This is a genomic window from Flavobacterium sp. 140616W15, from assembly GCF_003668995.1.
Classification (GTDB): Bacteria; Bacteroidota; Bacteroidia; order Flavobacteriales; family Flavobacteriaceae; genus Flavobacterium.
In genome coordinates this window covers 900,592-915,528 of record NZ_CP033068.1, presented here as the reverse complement: position 1 = coordinate 915,528, position 14,937 = coordinate 900,592, and the positions used below count along the sequence as shown (strand labels likewise).

Annotated in this window: 14 protein-coding genes and 2 pseudogenes; 9 read left to right on the top strand and 7 right to left on the bottom strand. The window is 31.4% G+C overall.

All coding sequences use genetic code 11. The features are described 5' to 3' along the window. Positions 1 to 53: 53 nt before the first annotated feature. The 4 genes and pseudogenes from argC to EAG11_RS03990 all read right to left on the bottom strand — a co-directional run bounded on the left by argC (position 54) and on the right by EAG11_RS03990 (position 5,667). Positions 54 to 1,031, bottom strand: coding sequence for an N-acetyl-gamma-glutamyl-phosphate reductase (gene argC, locus EAG11_RS04005; protein WP_129538012.1), 978 nt, complete (start codon positions 1,029 to 1,031; stop codon positions 54 to 56). Then, a pseudogene (locus EAG11_RS04000) lies at positions 1,024 to 2,214 on the bottom strand (argininosuccinate synthase); the annotation flags it as partial. The pseudogene EAG11_RS04000 and the gene argC, both read right to left, overlap by 8 nt. Further along, positions 2,199 to 2,837, bottom strand: coding sequence for a GNAT family N-acetyltransferase (locus EAG11_RS03995; protein ID WP_129541019.1), 639 nt, complete (start codon positions 2,835 to 2,837; stop codon positions 2,199 to 2,201). The gene EAG11_RS03995 and the pseudogene EAG11_RS04000, both read right to left, overlap by 16 nt. Positions 2,838 to 3,402: 565 nt before the next feature. Beyond that, positions 3,403 to 5,667: a M1 family metallopeptidase gene (locus EAG11_RS03990; RefSeq protein ID WP_129538011.1), complete on the bottom strand. Its 2,265-nt coding sequence runs from the start codon at positions 5,665 to 5,667 to the stop codon at positions 3,403 to 3,405. Positions 5,668 to 5,849: 182 nt separating this feature from the next. Between EAG11_RS03990 and EAG11_RS03985 the strand changes: the two genes are divergently transcribed. From EAG11_RS03985 to EAG11_RS03975, 3 genes are all read left to right on the top strand, one after another. Continuing rightward, entirely contained in the window at positions 5,850 to 6,701 is an 852-nt protein-coding gene (locus EAG11_RS03985; protein WP_129538010.1) for an aldose 1-epimerase family protein, read from the top strand. Between the two features lie 21 nt (positions 6,702 to 6,722). Further along, on the top strand, positions 6,723 to 7,271 hold the full coding sequence (locus EAG11_RS03980; RefSeq protein ID WP_129538009.1) for a GNAT family N-acetyltransferase: 549 nt from the start codon (positions 6,723 to 6,725) through the stop codon (positions 7,269 to 7,271). Positions 7,272 to 7,539: 268 nt separating this feature from the next. Continuing rightward, on the top strand, positions 7,540 to 8,073 hold the full coding sequence (locus tag EAG11_RS03975; protein ID WP_371414621.1) for a DUF3575 domain-containing protein: 534 nt from the start codon (positions 7,540 to 7,542) through the stop codon (positions 8,071 to 8,073). A 24-nt stretch (positions 8,074 to 8,097) separates the two neighbouring features. Here EAG11_RS03975 and EAG11_RS03970 read toward each other — a convergent pair whose 3' ends face one another. Then, positions 8,098 to 8,325: a VF530 family DNA-binding protein gene (locus EAG11_RS03970; protein ID WP_129538008.1), complete on the bottom strand. Its 228-nt coding sequence runs from the start codon at positions 8,323 to 8,325 to the stop codon at positions 8,098 to 8,100. A 105-nt stretch (positions 8,326 to 8,430) separates the two neighbouring features. After that, a complete protein-coding gene (locus EAG11_RS03965; protein ID WP_129538007.1) occupies positions 8,431 to 9,060 on the bottom strand; it encodes an outer membrane beta-barrel protein in 630 nt (209 codons plus the stop codon). Positions 9,061 to 9,205: 145 nt separating this feature from the next. On the opposite strand from EAG11_RS03965, the pseudogene smpB reads away from it, so the two are divergent. From smpB to EAG11_RS03950, 3 genes and pseudogenes are all read left to right on the top strand, one after another. Next, positions 9,206 to 9,657 (top strand): annotated as a pseudogene (smpB, locus tag EAG11_RS03960) (SsrA-binding protein SmpB). Positions 9,658 to 9,745: 88 nt separating this feature from the next. Further along, the gene (locus EAG11_RS03955) at positions 9,746 to 10,258 is read left to right on the top strand and encodes a hypothetical protein (protein WP_242499258.1); all 513 of its coding nucleotides are present in this window, start codon (positions 9,746 to 9,748) and stop codon (positions 10,256 to 10,258) included. A gap of 227 nt (positions 10,259 to 10,485) precedes the next feature. Beyond that, on the top strand, positions 10,486 to 11,493 hold the full coding sequence (locus tag EAG11_RS03950; RefSeq protein WP_129538006.1) for a helix-turn-helix domain-containing protein: 1,008 nt from the start codon (positions 10,486 to 10,488) through the stop codon (positions 11,491 to 11,493). A 25-nt stretch (positions 11,494 to 11,518) separates the two neighbouring features. On the opposite strand, the gene EAG11_RS03945 is transcribed toward EAG11_RS03950, so the two are convergent. Further along, positions 11,519 to 12,160 carry a protein-L-isoaspartate(D-aspartate) O-methyltransferase gene (locus EAG11_RS03945; protein WP_129538005.1) on the bottom strand — a complete coding sequence of 214 codons (642 nt, stop codon included), beginning with the start codon at positions 12,158 to 12,160 and terminating at the stop codon, positions 11,519 to 11,521. Between the two features lie 143 nt (positions 12,161 to 12,303). Between EAG11_RS03945 and EAG11_RS03940 the strand changes: the two genes are divergently transcribed. The 3 genes from EAG11_RS03940 to EAG11_RS03930 all read left to right on the top strand — a co-directional run bounded on the left by EAG11_RS03940 (position 12,304) and on the right by EAG11_RS03930 (position 14,920). Next, positions 12,304 to 13,269 (top strand): Gfo/Idh/MocA family protein, encoded by a 966-nt coding sequence (locus EAG11_RS03940; RefSeq protein WP_129538004.1) that lies wholly within the window; start codon positions 12,304 to 12,306, stop codon positions 13,267 to 13,269. Between the two features lie 86 nt (positions 13,270 to 13,355). Then, positions 13,356 to 14,249, top strand: a complete 894-nt coding sequence (locus tag EAG11_RS03935) for a 3-hydroxyacyl-CoA dehydrogenase family protein (protein ID WP_129538003.1) — start codon at positions 13,356 to 13,358, stop codon at positions 14,247 to 14,249. A gap of 11 nt (positions 14,250 to 14,260) precedes the next feature. Then, positions 14,261 to 14,920 carry a YggS family pyridoxal phosphate-dependent enzyme gene (locus tag EAG11_RS03930; RefSeq protein ID WP_129538002.1) on the top strand — a complete coding sequence of 220 codons (660 nt, stop codon included), beginning with the start codon at positions 14,261 to 14,263 and terminating at the stop codon, positions 14,918 to 14,920. The last annotated feature ends 17 nt before the right edge of the window (positions 14,921 to 14,937 follow it).

Sequence of the window (14,937 nt, the reverse complement as noted above, 5' to 3'; positions counted from 1 at the left end):
GGTATTTCAAGTTATGTACTGAACGCAGAACTTGAATCCTGAAACAAATTTTTCTAAAATCCGCTTGGTTTCAAATGTAAACCTGTCGTTTCTGGTAATCCAAACATTAAATTCATGTTTTGAATTGCTTGCCCAGAAGCTCCTTTGGTTAAGTTATCGATTATTGAAGTAATCAATATCCGGTTTCCTTTTTTAGTTAAACTAATAATACATTTGTTTGTTTGTACAACCTGTTTCATATTGATATTGGTTGTAGTTACTGTTACAAACGGTTCATTTTTATAAAAATCTTCATATTTTGCTACGATTTCATCTAAGCTCTCCTCTGCAGTAGTATATAATGTTGCAAAAATTCCTCTTGCAAAATCTCCTCTATTTGGAATAAAAAGTAACTCATTTGAATAAGTTGCCTGCAGTTGGTTTACACTTTGATTTATCTCTCCTAAATGCTGATGATCAAATGCTTTATAATGCGACATATTATTTGATCTCCAACTAAAATGTGTAGTTTCTGAAGGACTTACGCCTGCTCCAGTGCTTCCTGTTGTAGCGTTAATATGTATGTCATTTTCTAAAAGCTGATTTTTTGCCAAGGGCAACAATGCTAATTGAATTGCCGTAGCAAAACAACCTGGATTGGCAATATAATTTGCTTTTTTAATAGCCGTTTTATTCAATTCTGGTAATCCATAAACAAATTGTTTTCCATCAAAAATTGAATCTTTAGTCAATCTAAAATCATTTCCTAAATCAATAATTTTAGTATGACCTGCAAATTTATTTTCTTGTAAAAATGAAATAGACTTTCCATGACCTAAACATAAGAACAATACATTTACATCTGGGTTAATTGCATCGGTAAAATCCATTTCAATATCTCCTAATAAATCGTGATGTGCTACAGATAATGGCTTACCTGCATTAGTGGTACTGTACACAAAATCAATATTTACATTAGGGTGATACATTAATATTCTTATCAATTCCCCAGCTGTATAGCCTGAACCGCCTATTATTCCAACATTAATCATAGTCTAAGTGATTTACGGATGAAAATATATTTTGAGCATTTCCTAAAATCTTAATAAATCCTTTGGCATCATCAGATGTCCAAGCGTTGTTCATTTCTCCGTATTGACCAAATCCTGTATTCATTAAATCATTATCTGATTCAATTCCGTCAAGCGAAAAGTGATATGGTTTTAATGAAACAATTACAGTTCCATTTACAGTTTTTTGAGTATCCTCAAGGAAAGCTTCAATATTACGCATTACAGGATCCAAAAACTGACCTTCATGGAATAACATTCCGTACCAGTTTCCTAACTGTTCTTTCCAATATTGCTGCCATTTACCTAATGTATGTTTCTCTAATAAATGGTGTGCTTTTATAATTATTAATGGTGCTGCTGCTTCAAAACCTACTCTTCCTTTAATACCGATAATCGTATCTCCTACGTGAATATCTCTACCAATTGCATACGCATTAGCTAGTTTTTCTAAGATAACAATATTTTTTGTTGGTGTATTTTTAATGTTATTCACACCTACTAATTCTCCTTTTTCAAATTGTAAAGTTACCTTCTCTTCACCATCTTTTTCTAATTGCGATGGATATGCTTCACTTGGTAAAGCCTGATTAGAAGTTAAAGTTTCTTTTCCTCCTACACTCGTTCCCCAAAGTCCTTTATTGATCGAATATTGTGCTTTTTCCCAAGAATAATGAACTCCATTTTTTTGCAAATAGTCAACTTCTTCTTGTCTTGACAATTTTAAATCTCTAATTGGAGTAATGATTTCAATTTCGGGAGCGATAGTTTGAAAAATTAAATCAAATCTAATTTGATCATTTCCCGCTCCTGTACTTCCATGTGCAATTGCCTCTGCTCCAACTTTTTTAGCATATTTTATTGCTTCAATAGCTTGAAAAACACGTTCTGCACTTACAGATAATGGATAGGTATTATTTTTTAGTACATTTCCATAAATCAAATATTTTATAGCTTTATCATAGTATTTATCTACGATTGTAAGATTTGCATGTTGAGCACTTCCTAATTCGTAAGCTCTTTCTTCAATAGCATTTAGTTCTTCTTCATCGAAACCTCCTGTATTAATAAGTACAGTGTGGACTTCATATCCTTTTTCATTTTTTAAATATTTAAGGCAGTACGAAGTATCTAATCCTCCGCTATAAGCTAATACAACTTTTTCATAATTTTATTTTTTAAGAAAAGGGCTTGTTTAATTGATTTTAATCTATTGAGTACTTTTACGTTAAATGGATGTTTTGGCGGATCTTTTTGTTTTTCTTTTGGATCGTACAACATTCCTGTGCATAAGCACATTTTATTTTCTTTACTTTTTAATATTTCATAATTTGTACAAGTTTTACAACCTGCCCAAAAGCTTGGATCACTTGTAAGTTCTGAAAAGGGAACTGGCTTATATCCCAAATCTGAATTGATTTTCATAACAGCCAAACCAGTTGTTATACCAAATATTTTGGCATCAGGGTATTTTTCTAATGAGTAGTCAAAAACTTTTGATTTGATTTTTTTGGCTAAACCTAAATTTCTATAATCAGGATGTACTATTAATCCAGAATGAGCCACAAACTTGCCATGTTGCCAGCTTTCGATATAACAAAACCCTGCAAATTTACCATCAGCCAATGCGATCAATGCGTCTCTGTTCTCCATTTTTTTCTGAATGTACTCTGGAGTTCTTTTAGCAATTCCGGTACCTCTCAATAAGGCAGACGACTCTATGGTATCGCAAATTTCTTGCGCATATTTATAATGTTCTTCTTGTGTTACAACAATAGAGATCTTCATTTCAATAGTTGAAGTTAGGGTTAAAAAATAAAACATGATTTTTTTTCTGAAACCCAAGAGTTGCTTCAGCAAAGCTAAATAAAATATACGTAAAACCCTTAATATCAAAAAGATGATACTGAGAAATTTTTAAATAAAATGTACTTCTAGGATGTGTTTGTCCAAAGGACAACTTAGGTAATTTCAAGACAAAAAAATGAATATAAATAAATACAACGAAAAACTCTTTTGAATACTATATAGATAGTATCCGTACTTCGGGAGAAGTAGCAACTGAGTTTGTCCGTGACAAAGAAGTTATATGTAAACTTATTTTATTCATCGATGCAAATTTACATCTTTTTTTTAATTACAACACGTTAATCAAAAATTGTAACATTTTTTTAATAAAATGTTGTTTCTGCAGATTTATCGCATCATAACAGCTAATTTCTGAGTGAAAATTAAATTTTTAATAAAAAAATCGACTATTTGAGTCTAACTCAAACAGCCGATTTCATTAATTAAAACCTCATAAAGGTCTATAAAAAAGCTTATAAGCTCTATTTCATAATTAAATTTTTATTTACTCTTTTGTAAATTCCATTACTTGTGAGTTCTCTAAAATTGTCATTTTCAATCCTGTTTTACTAAATGCAAATTTTAATCCAGCTCGTTTTGATTCAAAAGTATCAACTGCATCAGCAACAGGCTGAAGTGAAAATTTAGGATAGTTTGGCAACTCTACTGTTAAAGCTCCATTTTTTTCTGTGAATATAATTTTTAGAGGTGAGATTTTACTAGAATATGTACCTAGATAAGAATCTAAAACAACATCTTTTTCAATTTTACCACTTCCGGCTGTCCATACATTATTACTTACATTGCTATCTGGAAAAACATGATCAGGATCAATTGAAACACTTTCAATTTCTTCTGTAGAATCAAATTTAAAAGACCATTCTACATTTCTCTGCCAGATTTCAACTGGTAATTTTACTCTAGAAACTTTACCACTTTTAGTTTTTACATCTATTATAACAGGCATTGCCATTTTTTCAAAGTTCTCAATAGTGATAATAATTCCATTTTTAGGATCATTTTTCACATATTTGATAGCGTTAATACCTTGATCAAAACGCCAGTTATTTACAAACCAACTTCTCCAGAACCAACTTAAATCTTCTCCAGCAACATTTTCCATTGTTCTGAAGAAGTCATCTGGTGTTGGATGTTTGTAAGCCCAACGCTCAATATAGGTACGGAATGCGATATCGAAACGCTCTTTTCCTAATACTTGTTCTCTTAAAATTACCAAAGCAGAACTTGGTTTATAGTAGCACAACAATCCAATGTTTGCTTCCTTCATATTATCTGGAGAACTCATAACAGTTTCTAGCTTTGGACTAGTAAACATCTCAGCCATTTTATGCATATCTCTTGGCGCTTCTTTGTACTCCCCTTTATTAAATTCAGCAGTACTTAATGAGTTGATAAAAGTATTGAATCCTTCATCCATCCACCCAAATAATCTTTCATTTGAACCTACAATCATTGGAAACCAAATATGTCCAAATTCGTGATCTGTAACTCCCCATAAATCTTCTCCTTTAGACTCCCAACTACAAAATACAATACCAGGATATTCCATTCCTCCTTCATTACCTGCTACGTTTGTTGCAACTGGATAAGGATATTCAAACCATTTATTAGAATAATTTTCGATTGCTCCTTTAGTATATTCTGTAGAACGACCCCAAGCAGCATCTCCTGCGCTTTCTACTGGATAAGCTGAAAGAGCTAATGACTTTTTACCACTAGGTAAATTAATCTTTGCACCATCTAAAATAAATGCTGCCGAAGATGCCCAAGAAACATCACGTGCATTTTTCATTTGATAATGCCATGTTTTTTCTCCATTTACTGGAGCAGCTACAGCAGATGCAACCTCTTCAGCAGAGCGAATCATAACAGTCTTATCACTTTGAGCGGCTTCTTTTAAACGTTTTTGTTGTTCGGCAGTATAAACCTCAGAAGCATTTACTAATTCACCTGAAGAAACTACAAAATGATTAGCAGGAACAGTTAATTTCAAGTCAAAATCACCATATTCCAAATAAAACTCTGATGCTCCTAAATATGGATGTGTGTTCCAGCCTCTTACATCATCATACACACACATACGTGGATACCACTGTGCTATAGTAAAAATTTTCCCATTTTTAGTTTCAAGAACTCCTGTTCTATCTGATCCTTCATTTGGAGCTATGTACGAGAACTCAATTTTAATTTTAACACTACTTCCTTTTGCTGCTAATTCTTCTGGAAGAAAAATCTGCATTCTTGTATCAGTAACAATATATTTTGCATCAGTTTCAACTGATTTTTTCTTATTAAAAACAGTTACTTTTACTGATTTAATTTTATTTCCACCATCAAAAACCTGACCTTGGGCTCCGTTACGACTTCCTGTTAAAGGTACTACAGCATTTCCTCGTGAATCTTCCTTAAATAAGTTTTGATCTAAATTAAGCCAAACAAAAGACATCTTATCTGGACTATTGTTGGTATAAGTGATTTCATCTGTACCAATAATTTCATTCGTAACTCCATTTAATCTTGCAGTAATCTTATAATCTGCCCTATTTTGCCAATATTCAGCACCCGGCTGGCCACTTGCTGAACGGGTTGTGGTTCCGTTTTTTGAATAGAACAATGGAGAGAATGCCTCATAATAATCGTATTTAGAAATAGGATTAGTATTTGCAGAAGGAACTTGTTGTGCCCATGTGGCCGAAATTCCAAACAATAAAGCCATAGACAATATGGCTCTCAAAGAGAGTTTTTTCATTTTTGTTGGTGTTTATCTAGCAAATTAATGAAAAAAAAGGTATTTATGAATTAAATCTAAATAGATTAATACTATTTAAACTAAATTTTATTAGAAAATATTTCACCCGCTTTTTTGTCTATAAATTAATTTTATAAATATATTTACAATACCTAATTTTTTAATCTCACAAAACCTAAATTTTGATTACAGTTATTTCAAATTCTAAACTTACTGCTTCAATTAAACATGCTGGAGCCGAATTATTTTCATTAAAAAACATACAAAACAAAGAATATATTTGGGAAGGAAATCCCGCTTTTTGGGGCAAACACTCTCCTATATTGTTTCCAATCGTAGGTACATTAAAAAACAACACCTACACTATTAACAACATTTCATATCACTTACCACGACATGGCTTCGCTAGAGATATGGAGTTTAGTCTTGTTTCAAAAACTGATGAAAGCGCAGTATTTTCTATTCAATCAAATGATGAAACACTAAAAATATATCCTTTTAAATTTGAGCTCCAAATAATTTACACCTTAATAGATTCACAACTGGATATCCAATATAAAGTGATCAATAAAACCAATTCTAAAATGCCTTTTTCTATTGGAGCTCATCCTGCTATAGCACTACCAGAAAATTTCAAAGATTATGCTTTAGAATTTGAAAAAAAAGAAATTCTAGAATATTCTTTACTTGAAAATGATTTGATTTCTAATAAAACCAAACAATTAGAAACAAAAGAAGGTCAAATTCATTTAGATTATTCACTATTTGAAAATGATGCATTAATATTTAAGTCATTAGAATCTAACTCACTCGCCATATCAGAAAACAATACACCATATGTAAAAGTTGATTTTTCAGATTTTCCTAGTTTAGGTATTTGGACAAAAGAAAATGCTCCTTTTATTTGTATTGAGCCTTGGTTTGGCTATTCAGATACTCCCGAGAATTCAGGAAATCTTTTCGAAAAAGAAGGAATCTTGACTTTAGAAGCAAATCAAACGTTTAATTCGAAATTTAGTATCGAAATTTTATAACTCAATCTTATTACATACCCTATGTTAAATTTTAATTTTTCTCCATTTCCTGTACTCGAAACTGAACGCTTACTCCTTAAAAGAATAACGAATGAGGATACTAGCGAAATCATAGCACTACGTTCTAATCCAGAAACTATGAAATACATTCCAAGACCACTCATAACAACTAATGAGCAAGCATTGGAACATATATCTCAACTTAACAGCATTATAGAAACAAATGAAGGAATCAATTGGGGAATTACTTTAAAAGACAGTCCTAAAATAATTGGATTTATTGGTTATTTTAGAGTTCAACCCGGAAACTTTCGTGCAGAAATAGGCTATATGTTATTACCTGAATTTCACGGAAAAGGAATTATTCCTGAGGCTGCAAAAAAAGTAATCGATTATGGATTTAATGAAATGAAACTACACTCTATCGAAGCTGTTATTGATCCTGATAATTTAGCTTCAGAAAGAGTTTTACAAAAAATGGACTTTGTAAAGGAAGGTCATTTTAAAGAATCGGAATATTATGAAGGACGTTTCTTAGACAATGTAATTTATTCATTATTGAACAAATAAAGCATTTAAATTATTAAAAGCAGTGAAGTATATAAAAGAATATAAAGTACAAACTACTCGCACAATTCAATAGTTTAATACTAAAGAGCAATACAACATTATTACAAGAGAAGCGTTTAAAATTTATATATTTCTGAATAACTTACAGAATTCCAATGTATTCTTGTTAAATTTTAAATTTACAACAATACAACATAATGCATTGCGTTATATTTGCACACTAAACTAGCAATCAAAACTAACTTATTGCTAGTAATTACTAGACTTTATGAAAAAATTATTTGCCTTAACCGTTCTTTTATTCACAATTCAATCTCATAGCCAAACTTACATAAAAGCAAATGCTATTACGGCTTTAGTAGCAATTCCTAATGTTGCTGTAGAAACAAGTATTAGCGAAAAACTCACTCTTAATGTTGACTTAATGGCCTCTTTTTGGGAATCATTTGACGGAAAAAGCCCGATGAAGTTTGTCACTTTTACTCCTGAAGTTCGCTACCATTTTAATGAGAAATACAATGGTTTGTATTTTGGTGGTCATATAGGAGGAGATATATATAAAATCCAAAAATGGAATTACTGGGATACAAACAAATATGAAGACGGACATGGATATAGGCTTGGCGCCACACTTGGGTATCAAAAGAAATTAAATGATAAATTTATGCTCGATTTTTTATTAGTGGAGGATGGCATCAAGGTTTTTATAAAGGCTTTTACAATGATGGGACACCAGGTCGTTATGAAAAAGCTCCTCATTTTAACAAAAGTGGTGAATGGCTTCCTTATGGAGGTGGCGTAATGATTTCATATAAATTAAATTAATCTATACTGGAAATTTAGGAATTGATTTAATATATAAATCCTCTACTTTTTTCCTAGCCCAATCTGTTTTTCTTAAGAAAGTTAAACTAGATTTTATACTAGGATTTGAAGTAAAACATTTAATCGGTATTAATTCACCTAAAGTATCAAACCCATAGTAACCAACTAATTTTTCGAGTATTGCTTGAAGTGTTATTCCGTGTAAAGGATTTTTATCTTGATTTTGCATTTTATATTTTTTTTTTAATAATAACAAAAAGACCGTACTACAAAAAGTACGGTCTTTCTTTTTTACAAAATTACTAAATTGAAATTAAAATAATCCTTCTATAATTTAGAATATGAATTTAAATCCAACAGCAAGTGGTGTTGTTAAGTTTGCACCACCAACAGCATAAGCTGAATCAACATTTGCCATATGCGCTAATCCAAAATTAGTTACAGTCGTTTTAGAACCATCTTTTGGATCTAAAGTTGTAGATGTGAAATTCGCTAAATTATAAGAAAACTCAACTGAGAAGTATTTTGTTACGAAGTAATCAAATCCACCTGATAGAGTTAAACCAAATTGATTTATTTTCAAATCGCTTTCTTTATCTTTCCCTGTAATAATTGGCGCTGCCAATTGACCGAAGAAATACAAAGAAGATCCCCCAATATTCCAATATTTTCTTGCTAATGGTTGAATAACTATCAAATCTGTTTTTGCAGCAGTGCCTGCATCAGACTCAGATTTCATATTAATGTATCCAAGCCCTGCTCCAACAGCTACAGATGGCGTGATAAAAGTACCTACAATCGGAATTACTGATAAATTTGTATGTTTTACATCATCAGTTTTAGTTTGTTGGTAGCCAAATTGTGATGTTACAAACCATGCTCCTTTTAAGCCTTGATCTACTTCTTGAGCCTTTACAGTTAACCCCATTAAAACAATACTAGCTAATGTTAAAATCTTTTTCATGTCTTTAAGTTTTTATTTTAAATTATTTAACAAACTTAGGCGTAAGTTTTTTCCTGAAAAATGATTAAAATCATAGTTTAAAAATTATCTTTAATTATCTTTGATTTCACTAAAGTTTTTCTTTTTTATTTTACATTTGTACCCTATGTTAAAAACAGTCAATATACTCAACAAAAGAGCCCGCTTCGATTACGAAATAATAGATACCTACACTGCTGGAATTGTTTTAACCGGAACTGAAATCAAATCAATACGCCTTGGTAAAGCAAACATTACCGAAAGCTTTTGCGAATTTAGTGGTGATGAACTTTTTGCTATTAATACCTATATTGAAGAATATACCTTTGGAAATCAATTCAATCATAAATCAAGAAGTGAGCGAAAATTACTTTTGAACAAAAAGAATTGAAAAACCTTCAAAAAAGTGTACAAGCAAAAGGATTAACAATTATTCCTTTAAAGCTGTTTACCAATGAAAAAGGACTCGCTAAATTACAAATAGGACTTTGTAAAGGGAAGAAAAACTACGATAAACGTGAATCTCTAAAAGAACAAGATACTAAGCGTGATCTTGATCGAATTAAAAAAGCGTTTTAATTTAGACTCTTTTTTAAAATAAAAATTCCAGAGTAATATCTCGATATTTATACTTATTTTTACTACAATAAACTCTAAATTTCTAGCTATGAAAAGAATATTTGTTTTATTAACTGTGATCTTACTATATGGATGTGGTACTAATTCTTCTATCATTACTAGTTGGAGAGATCCGCAAATAACAATTAGTTCAGAAAATTTCAAAAAAGTATTAGTTGTAGCTTTAATAAAAAATGAAGGGACACGAAGAGTTATTGAAAACAGAATTGCTGCAAGTAACCCTATTTTTCATGCTTCTTATCCGTTTTTGAATCAAATTAGTAATGGCCTTACAGATGACCAAAAACTAAAAATACTAAACGATGAAAATTTTGACGGTGTAGTTACTATGCGATTAGTAAGCAAAGAAAAACAAACCGAATATGTTCCTGGAATAGATAATAGCATCTATTACGGAGGCTATAATGGTTTATTATATGGAGGCCCGTTTGGTGGCTGGTACGGAATGTATGCAAACGATTTTTACACTCCAGGTTATTACGTAGAAAACACTTATTATATAGTAGAAACCAATGTTTTTTCTTTGAAAGAAAAAAATTAATCTGGACTGGCACAACAAAATCCTCTGATGTTACTGATATTGGCACAACAATAGATGATATCATGAGAACTATAATATACGAAATGAAGAAAGACGGAACGTTACCAAAGAAATAGCACTTATCACAAAAAAAATCACAAATAGCATTGAATTCATTTTTAATGCTATTTTTTTACCAATAAAATAATGACTAAATTTGTCTTGACAATTAAAACCATGCTTCTGAAATGAAAACGATACTTAAAAATGCCCGAGAACAAAAAGGTTTTAAAACTCGAGAAGTAGCACAATTACTTGAAATTGATCAAGCCTTAATCAGTAAATTTGAAAGTGGCACCCGAAAACCTACAAGAGAACAAATTGTAAAACTTGCTTCATTGCTCGAAATTGATTTTGAGAATCTATTAATACTTTGGTTAAAAGAAAAAATAATACATGAAATCGGACATGAAGAAATGGCACTTAAAGCATTACATCTCGCCGAAATCGAAATTCAAAACATTAAAAAGAGAGATACTTCGATTATCTTGTCAACATTGCAAAACGTTCTAAATGAAATTGAAGTCTTAAAAACAAAAATACAATCATTCCAACAATTTGATTTACATCGAATTTCTAAAATTTTAGAGCTCGAATATACATACGAAAGCAATAGAATTAATAACAACTCATTGACGTTACAAGAGACTAAAGCAGTAATTAATGAAGGATTAACAATTGGAGGCAAAACCATGCAGGAGCATTTAGAAGCGGTAAACCATCATGAAACTATTTCTTACATTAAAGATTTAACTCAAAAAAACAGTGCTGTCAATGAAAAAGAATTACTGAGTATTCACAATCAGATTTTAAGAGGAATAAAACCTGCTCATGCAGGAAAATATAAAAATGACGCATTGATTATTCGCGAAATTAGCTCTTTTTTCAGTTGGTATGAAACCAATAAAAACACACTTCACCCTATATTATTAGCTTGTGAAGCACATTTAAAGATCATAACAATTAGCCCTTTTGAGAGCGGGAATATTCAAATAGCTCTTTTATTAATGAACTGGATATTAATTCAAAACGGTTATGTTTTTGCAACTATTCAAGGTGATGACGAGCATAAGAATAAATATCTTTCGATTTTAGCAGAAAGTCAGAATCAAAATGACAAATCAATTTTTATAAATTATATCGCTCAAGTAGAAAAGGAAAATTTACAGCGTGCAATTGAATTAGTTACTCAATAAAAAAGCCCATCGAAATGGGCTTTTACTAATTTTTATCTTCTAATAAAGGAACGAATCTAAATTCTCCAAACTCATGTTTTTCAAATTGCGTTTCGTTTTTACGAATTAACAACGTCATAACCTGGACATCTTCTCCTAGCGGGATAACTAATCTTCCTCCTATCTTTAATTGTGCCATTAACGGCTGAGGAATAAATGGCGCTCCAGCAGTCACAATAATACTATCAAATGGCGCATAACCAGGTAATCCCTTATAACCATCTCCAAAAGAAAGATGCTTAGGTCGAATCCCTAATTTAGGAAACAAGATAGATGTTGTTTTAAATAACTCATTTTGTCTTTCAATACTATATACTTTAGCTCCCAACATATATAATACTGCGGTTTGATACCCAGACCCAGTACCAATTTCTAATACTTTATGGTCTTTTTTAACTTCTAACAGTTGCGATTGAAACGCAACAGTGTAAGGTTGAGAAATAGTTTGCCCAGCACCAATCGGGAAAGCTTTGTCCTGATAAGCATAATCTTCAAAGCTAGAGTTCAAAAAAAGATGTCTTGGAATTTTTTTAATCGCTTCCAAAACAGCCTTATCGGTAATTCCCTTTTGTTGCAAAGTGCTTACTAATTGATTCCGAAGTCCTTGATGTTTGGCAGTGTCTTTCAATGTTTGTTCTTTTTATTTTAGCAAAAATAAGAAAGTAAATAGGAATTCAAATATTGATTCTTAAATATTAAATTACTAAAACTTTAAAGCATTCACTTTCACTTTCAACAAATAAATTATATTTTTGTTAAAAATACATTCTCATGTTAAAAGTAGGAGTTTTAGGTGCTGGTCACTTAGGTAAAATACATTTACGTTTATTACAACAATCTGATAAATATGAATTAGTTGGTTTTTATGACCAAAATCAAGAAAACGCCGAGAAAATTTCTAAAGAATTCGGTTATAAAAATTTCAATACAATTGCAAAGCTAATTCATGCTGTTGATGTAATTGATATTGTAACTCCAACATTATCACACTACAAATGTGCTAAAGTTGCCATAAAATCAGGAAAACATATTTTTATCGAAAAACCAATTTCGAATACTGTTGAAGAAGCCGAAGAAATAATTGCTTTGGCAAAAGAATATAACGTAAAAGGTCAAGTTGGTCATGTTGAACGCTTTAACCCAGCATTCATAGCAACAAAAGACATGATTGAAAATCCGATGTTTATAGAAACACATCGTTTAGCCGAATTTAATCCTCGTGGTACTGACGTTCCTGTAGTTTTAGATTTGATGATTCATGATATTGATGCTATTTTAAGTGTAGTAAAATCAAAAGTAAAAAGTATCAATGCAAGTGGAGTTTCAGTAATTAGTGATACTCCAGACATTGCTAATGCTAGAATTGAATTTGAAAATGGTTGTGTTGCAAACTTAACAGCAAGCAGAATTTCGATGAAAAACATGCGTAAAACGCGTTTTTTCCAAAGGGATGCCTATATTTCAGTTGACTTTTTAGAAAAAAAATGTGAAGTTGTTCGTATGAAAGATGCACCCGAAATACCAGGTGATTTTGATATGATTCTGCAAAATGCAGAAGGAGTAAAAAAGCAAATCTATTTTACAAATCCAGATGTGGAGCAAAACAATGCAATTTTAGATGAGTTAGAATCTTTCGCAAATGCAATAAACACTGATACTGATCCAGTTGTAACTCTAGAACAAGCAACAGATGCATTAAAAGTGGCTTACCAAATTATTGATTGTTTCGATAAATAAAAATAACCTCAAAAAAGTTAGCCATAAATTCATGAATTAATTCGTGAATTTATGGCTAAAATTATAAAATATAGTACTTAAATAATATGAAAACAATAGCTGTAATCGGTGCTGGAACAATGGGTAACGGAATTGCTCATACATTTGCTCAAAGTGGTTTTGTAGTAAAACTAATTGATGTTTCTGAAAAATCTTTAGATAAAGGAATGGCAACCATTGCCGCTAACTTAGACAGAATGCTTGCAAAAGGAAGTATTACTGCAGAAGAAAAAGCCAAAACAATAACAAATATTATTACCTATACCGATATTAAAGATGGCGTTGTAGGTGTAGATTTAGTTGTAGAAGCCGCTACCGAGAACATTGATTTAAAGTTGAATATTTTCAAACAATTAAACGAAGCTTGTTCCCATAACACAATTCTAGCAACAAATACTTCTTCTATCTCTATAACACAAATCGGAGCTGTTGTAGCACATCCTGAACGTGTTATTGGGATGCACTTTATGAATCCAGTGCCAATCATGAAATTAGTAGAAATTATTCGCGGATACAACACCAGCGATGAAGTTACTAAAATCATCATGGACTTATCCGTAAAATTGGGTAAAACCCCTGTTGAAGTAAACGATTATCCAGGTTTTGTAGCAAACAGAATTTTAATGCCTATGCTAAATGAAGCTATCGAAACATTATACAACAAAGTAGCTGGTGTTTACGAAATAGATACGGTAATGAAACTAGGAATGGGACACCCAATGGGACCATTACAACTAGCAGATTTTATTGGACTTGATGTATGTTTAGCTATTTTAAATGTAATGTACGACGGTTTTAAAAATCCAAAATATGCACCATGTCCACTATTAGTAAATATGGTACGTGCTGGAAAATTAGGAGTGAAATCTGGCGAAGGATTCTATGATTATAGTGAAAGTAAAAAAGCGGAGAAAATCTCAAAGCAATTTATCATTTCATAAAAAAGAAAAACATGTCAATAGCATCAAATTTAACTACCATAAAAGCTTCCCTACCAGAACATGTAACATTAGTTGCGGTTTCTAAAACCAAACCCGTTACTGATTTAATGGAAGCCTATGAAGCTGGTCAGCGTATTTTTGGAGAAAACAAAATCCAGGAAATGACAGACAAATGGGAAGAAATGCCAAAAGACATTCAATGGCACATGATTGGTCACGTACAAACAAATAAAGTAAAATTTATGGCACCGTTTGTAAGTTTGATTCATGGAGTCGATAGTTTAAAACTACTACAGGAAATCAATAAACAAGCATTAAAAAACAACCGTGTTATTGATTGTCTGCTTCAAATACATATTGCCGAAGAAGAAACAAAATTTGGTCTTGACGAAAAAGAACTTGCATCACTCCTAGCCTCTGCTGATTTTGATAATTTAAAAAACATTCAAATTTTGGGTTTAATGGGAATGGCAACTTTTACCGAGAATCAAAACCAAATAAAGAAAGAATTCACCCATTTAAAATCAATCTTCGACTCTTTGCAAGCTACAGAAACTGTAAACTGTAAATTAAATACTGTTTCTATGGGAATGTCAGGAGACTACCAACTTGCAATAGAATGTGGCAGTACCATGGTTCGCATTGGAAGTAGTATATTTGGAGGAAGATAAATATAATTTTAAATTAT

What these genes read in the sequence shown, in the direction of transcription:
- argC (WP_129538012.1), bottom strand. Translation starts at nt 1,031, where the DNA reads ATGATTAATGTTGGAATAATAGGCGGTTCAGGCTATACAGCTGGGGAA.
- EAG11_RS03995 (WP_129541019.1), bottom strand. Translation starts at nt 2,837, where the DNA reads ATGAAGATCTCTATTGTTGTAACACAAGAAGAACATTATAAATATGCG.
- EAG11_RS03990 (WP_129538011.1), bottom strand. Translation starts at nt 5,667, where the DNA reads ATGAAAAAACTCTCTTTGAGAGCCATATTGTCTATGGCTTTATTGTTT.
- EAG11_RS03980 (WP_129538009.1), top strand. Translation starts at nt 6,723, where the DNA reads ATGTTAAATTTTAATTTTTCTCCATTTCCTGTACTCGAAACTGAACGC.
- EAG11_RS03975 (WP_371414621.1), top strand. Translation starts at nt 7,540, where the DNA reads ATGAAAAAATTATTTGCCTTAACCGTTCTTTTATTCACAATTCAATCT.
- EAG11_RS03970 (WP_129538008.1), bottom strand. Translation starts at nt 8,325, where the DNA reads ATGCAAAATCAAGATAAAAATCCTTTACACGGAATAACACTTCAAGCA.
- EAG11_RS03965 (WP_129538007.1), bottom strand. Translation starts at nt 9,060, where the DNA reads ATGAAAAAGATTTTAACATTAGCTAGTATTGTTTTAATGGGGTTAACT.
- EAG11_RS03955 (WP_242499258.1), top strand. Translation starts at nt 9,746, where the DNA reads ATGAAAAGAATATTTGTTTTATTAACTGTGATCTTACTATATGGATGT.
- EAG11_RS03950 (WP_129538006.1), top strand. Translation starts at nt 10,486, where the DNA reads ATGAAAACGATACTTAAAAATGCCCGAGAACAAAAAGGTTTTAAAACT.
- EAG11_RS03940 (WP_129538004.1), top strand. Translation starts at nt 12,304, where the DNA reads ATGTTAAAAGTAGGAGTTTTAGGTGCTGGTCACTTAGGTAAAATACAT.
- EAG11_RS03935 (WP_129538003.1), top strand. Translation starts at nt 13,356, where the DNA reads ATGAAAACAATAGCTGTAATCGGTGCTGGAACAATGGGTAACGGAATT.
- EAG11_RS03930 (WP_129538002.1), top strand. Translation starts at nt 14,261, where the DNA reads ATGTCAATAGCATCAAATTTAACTACCATAAAAGCTTCCCTACCAGAA.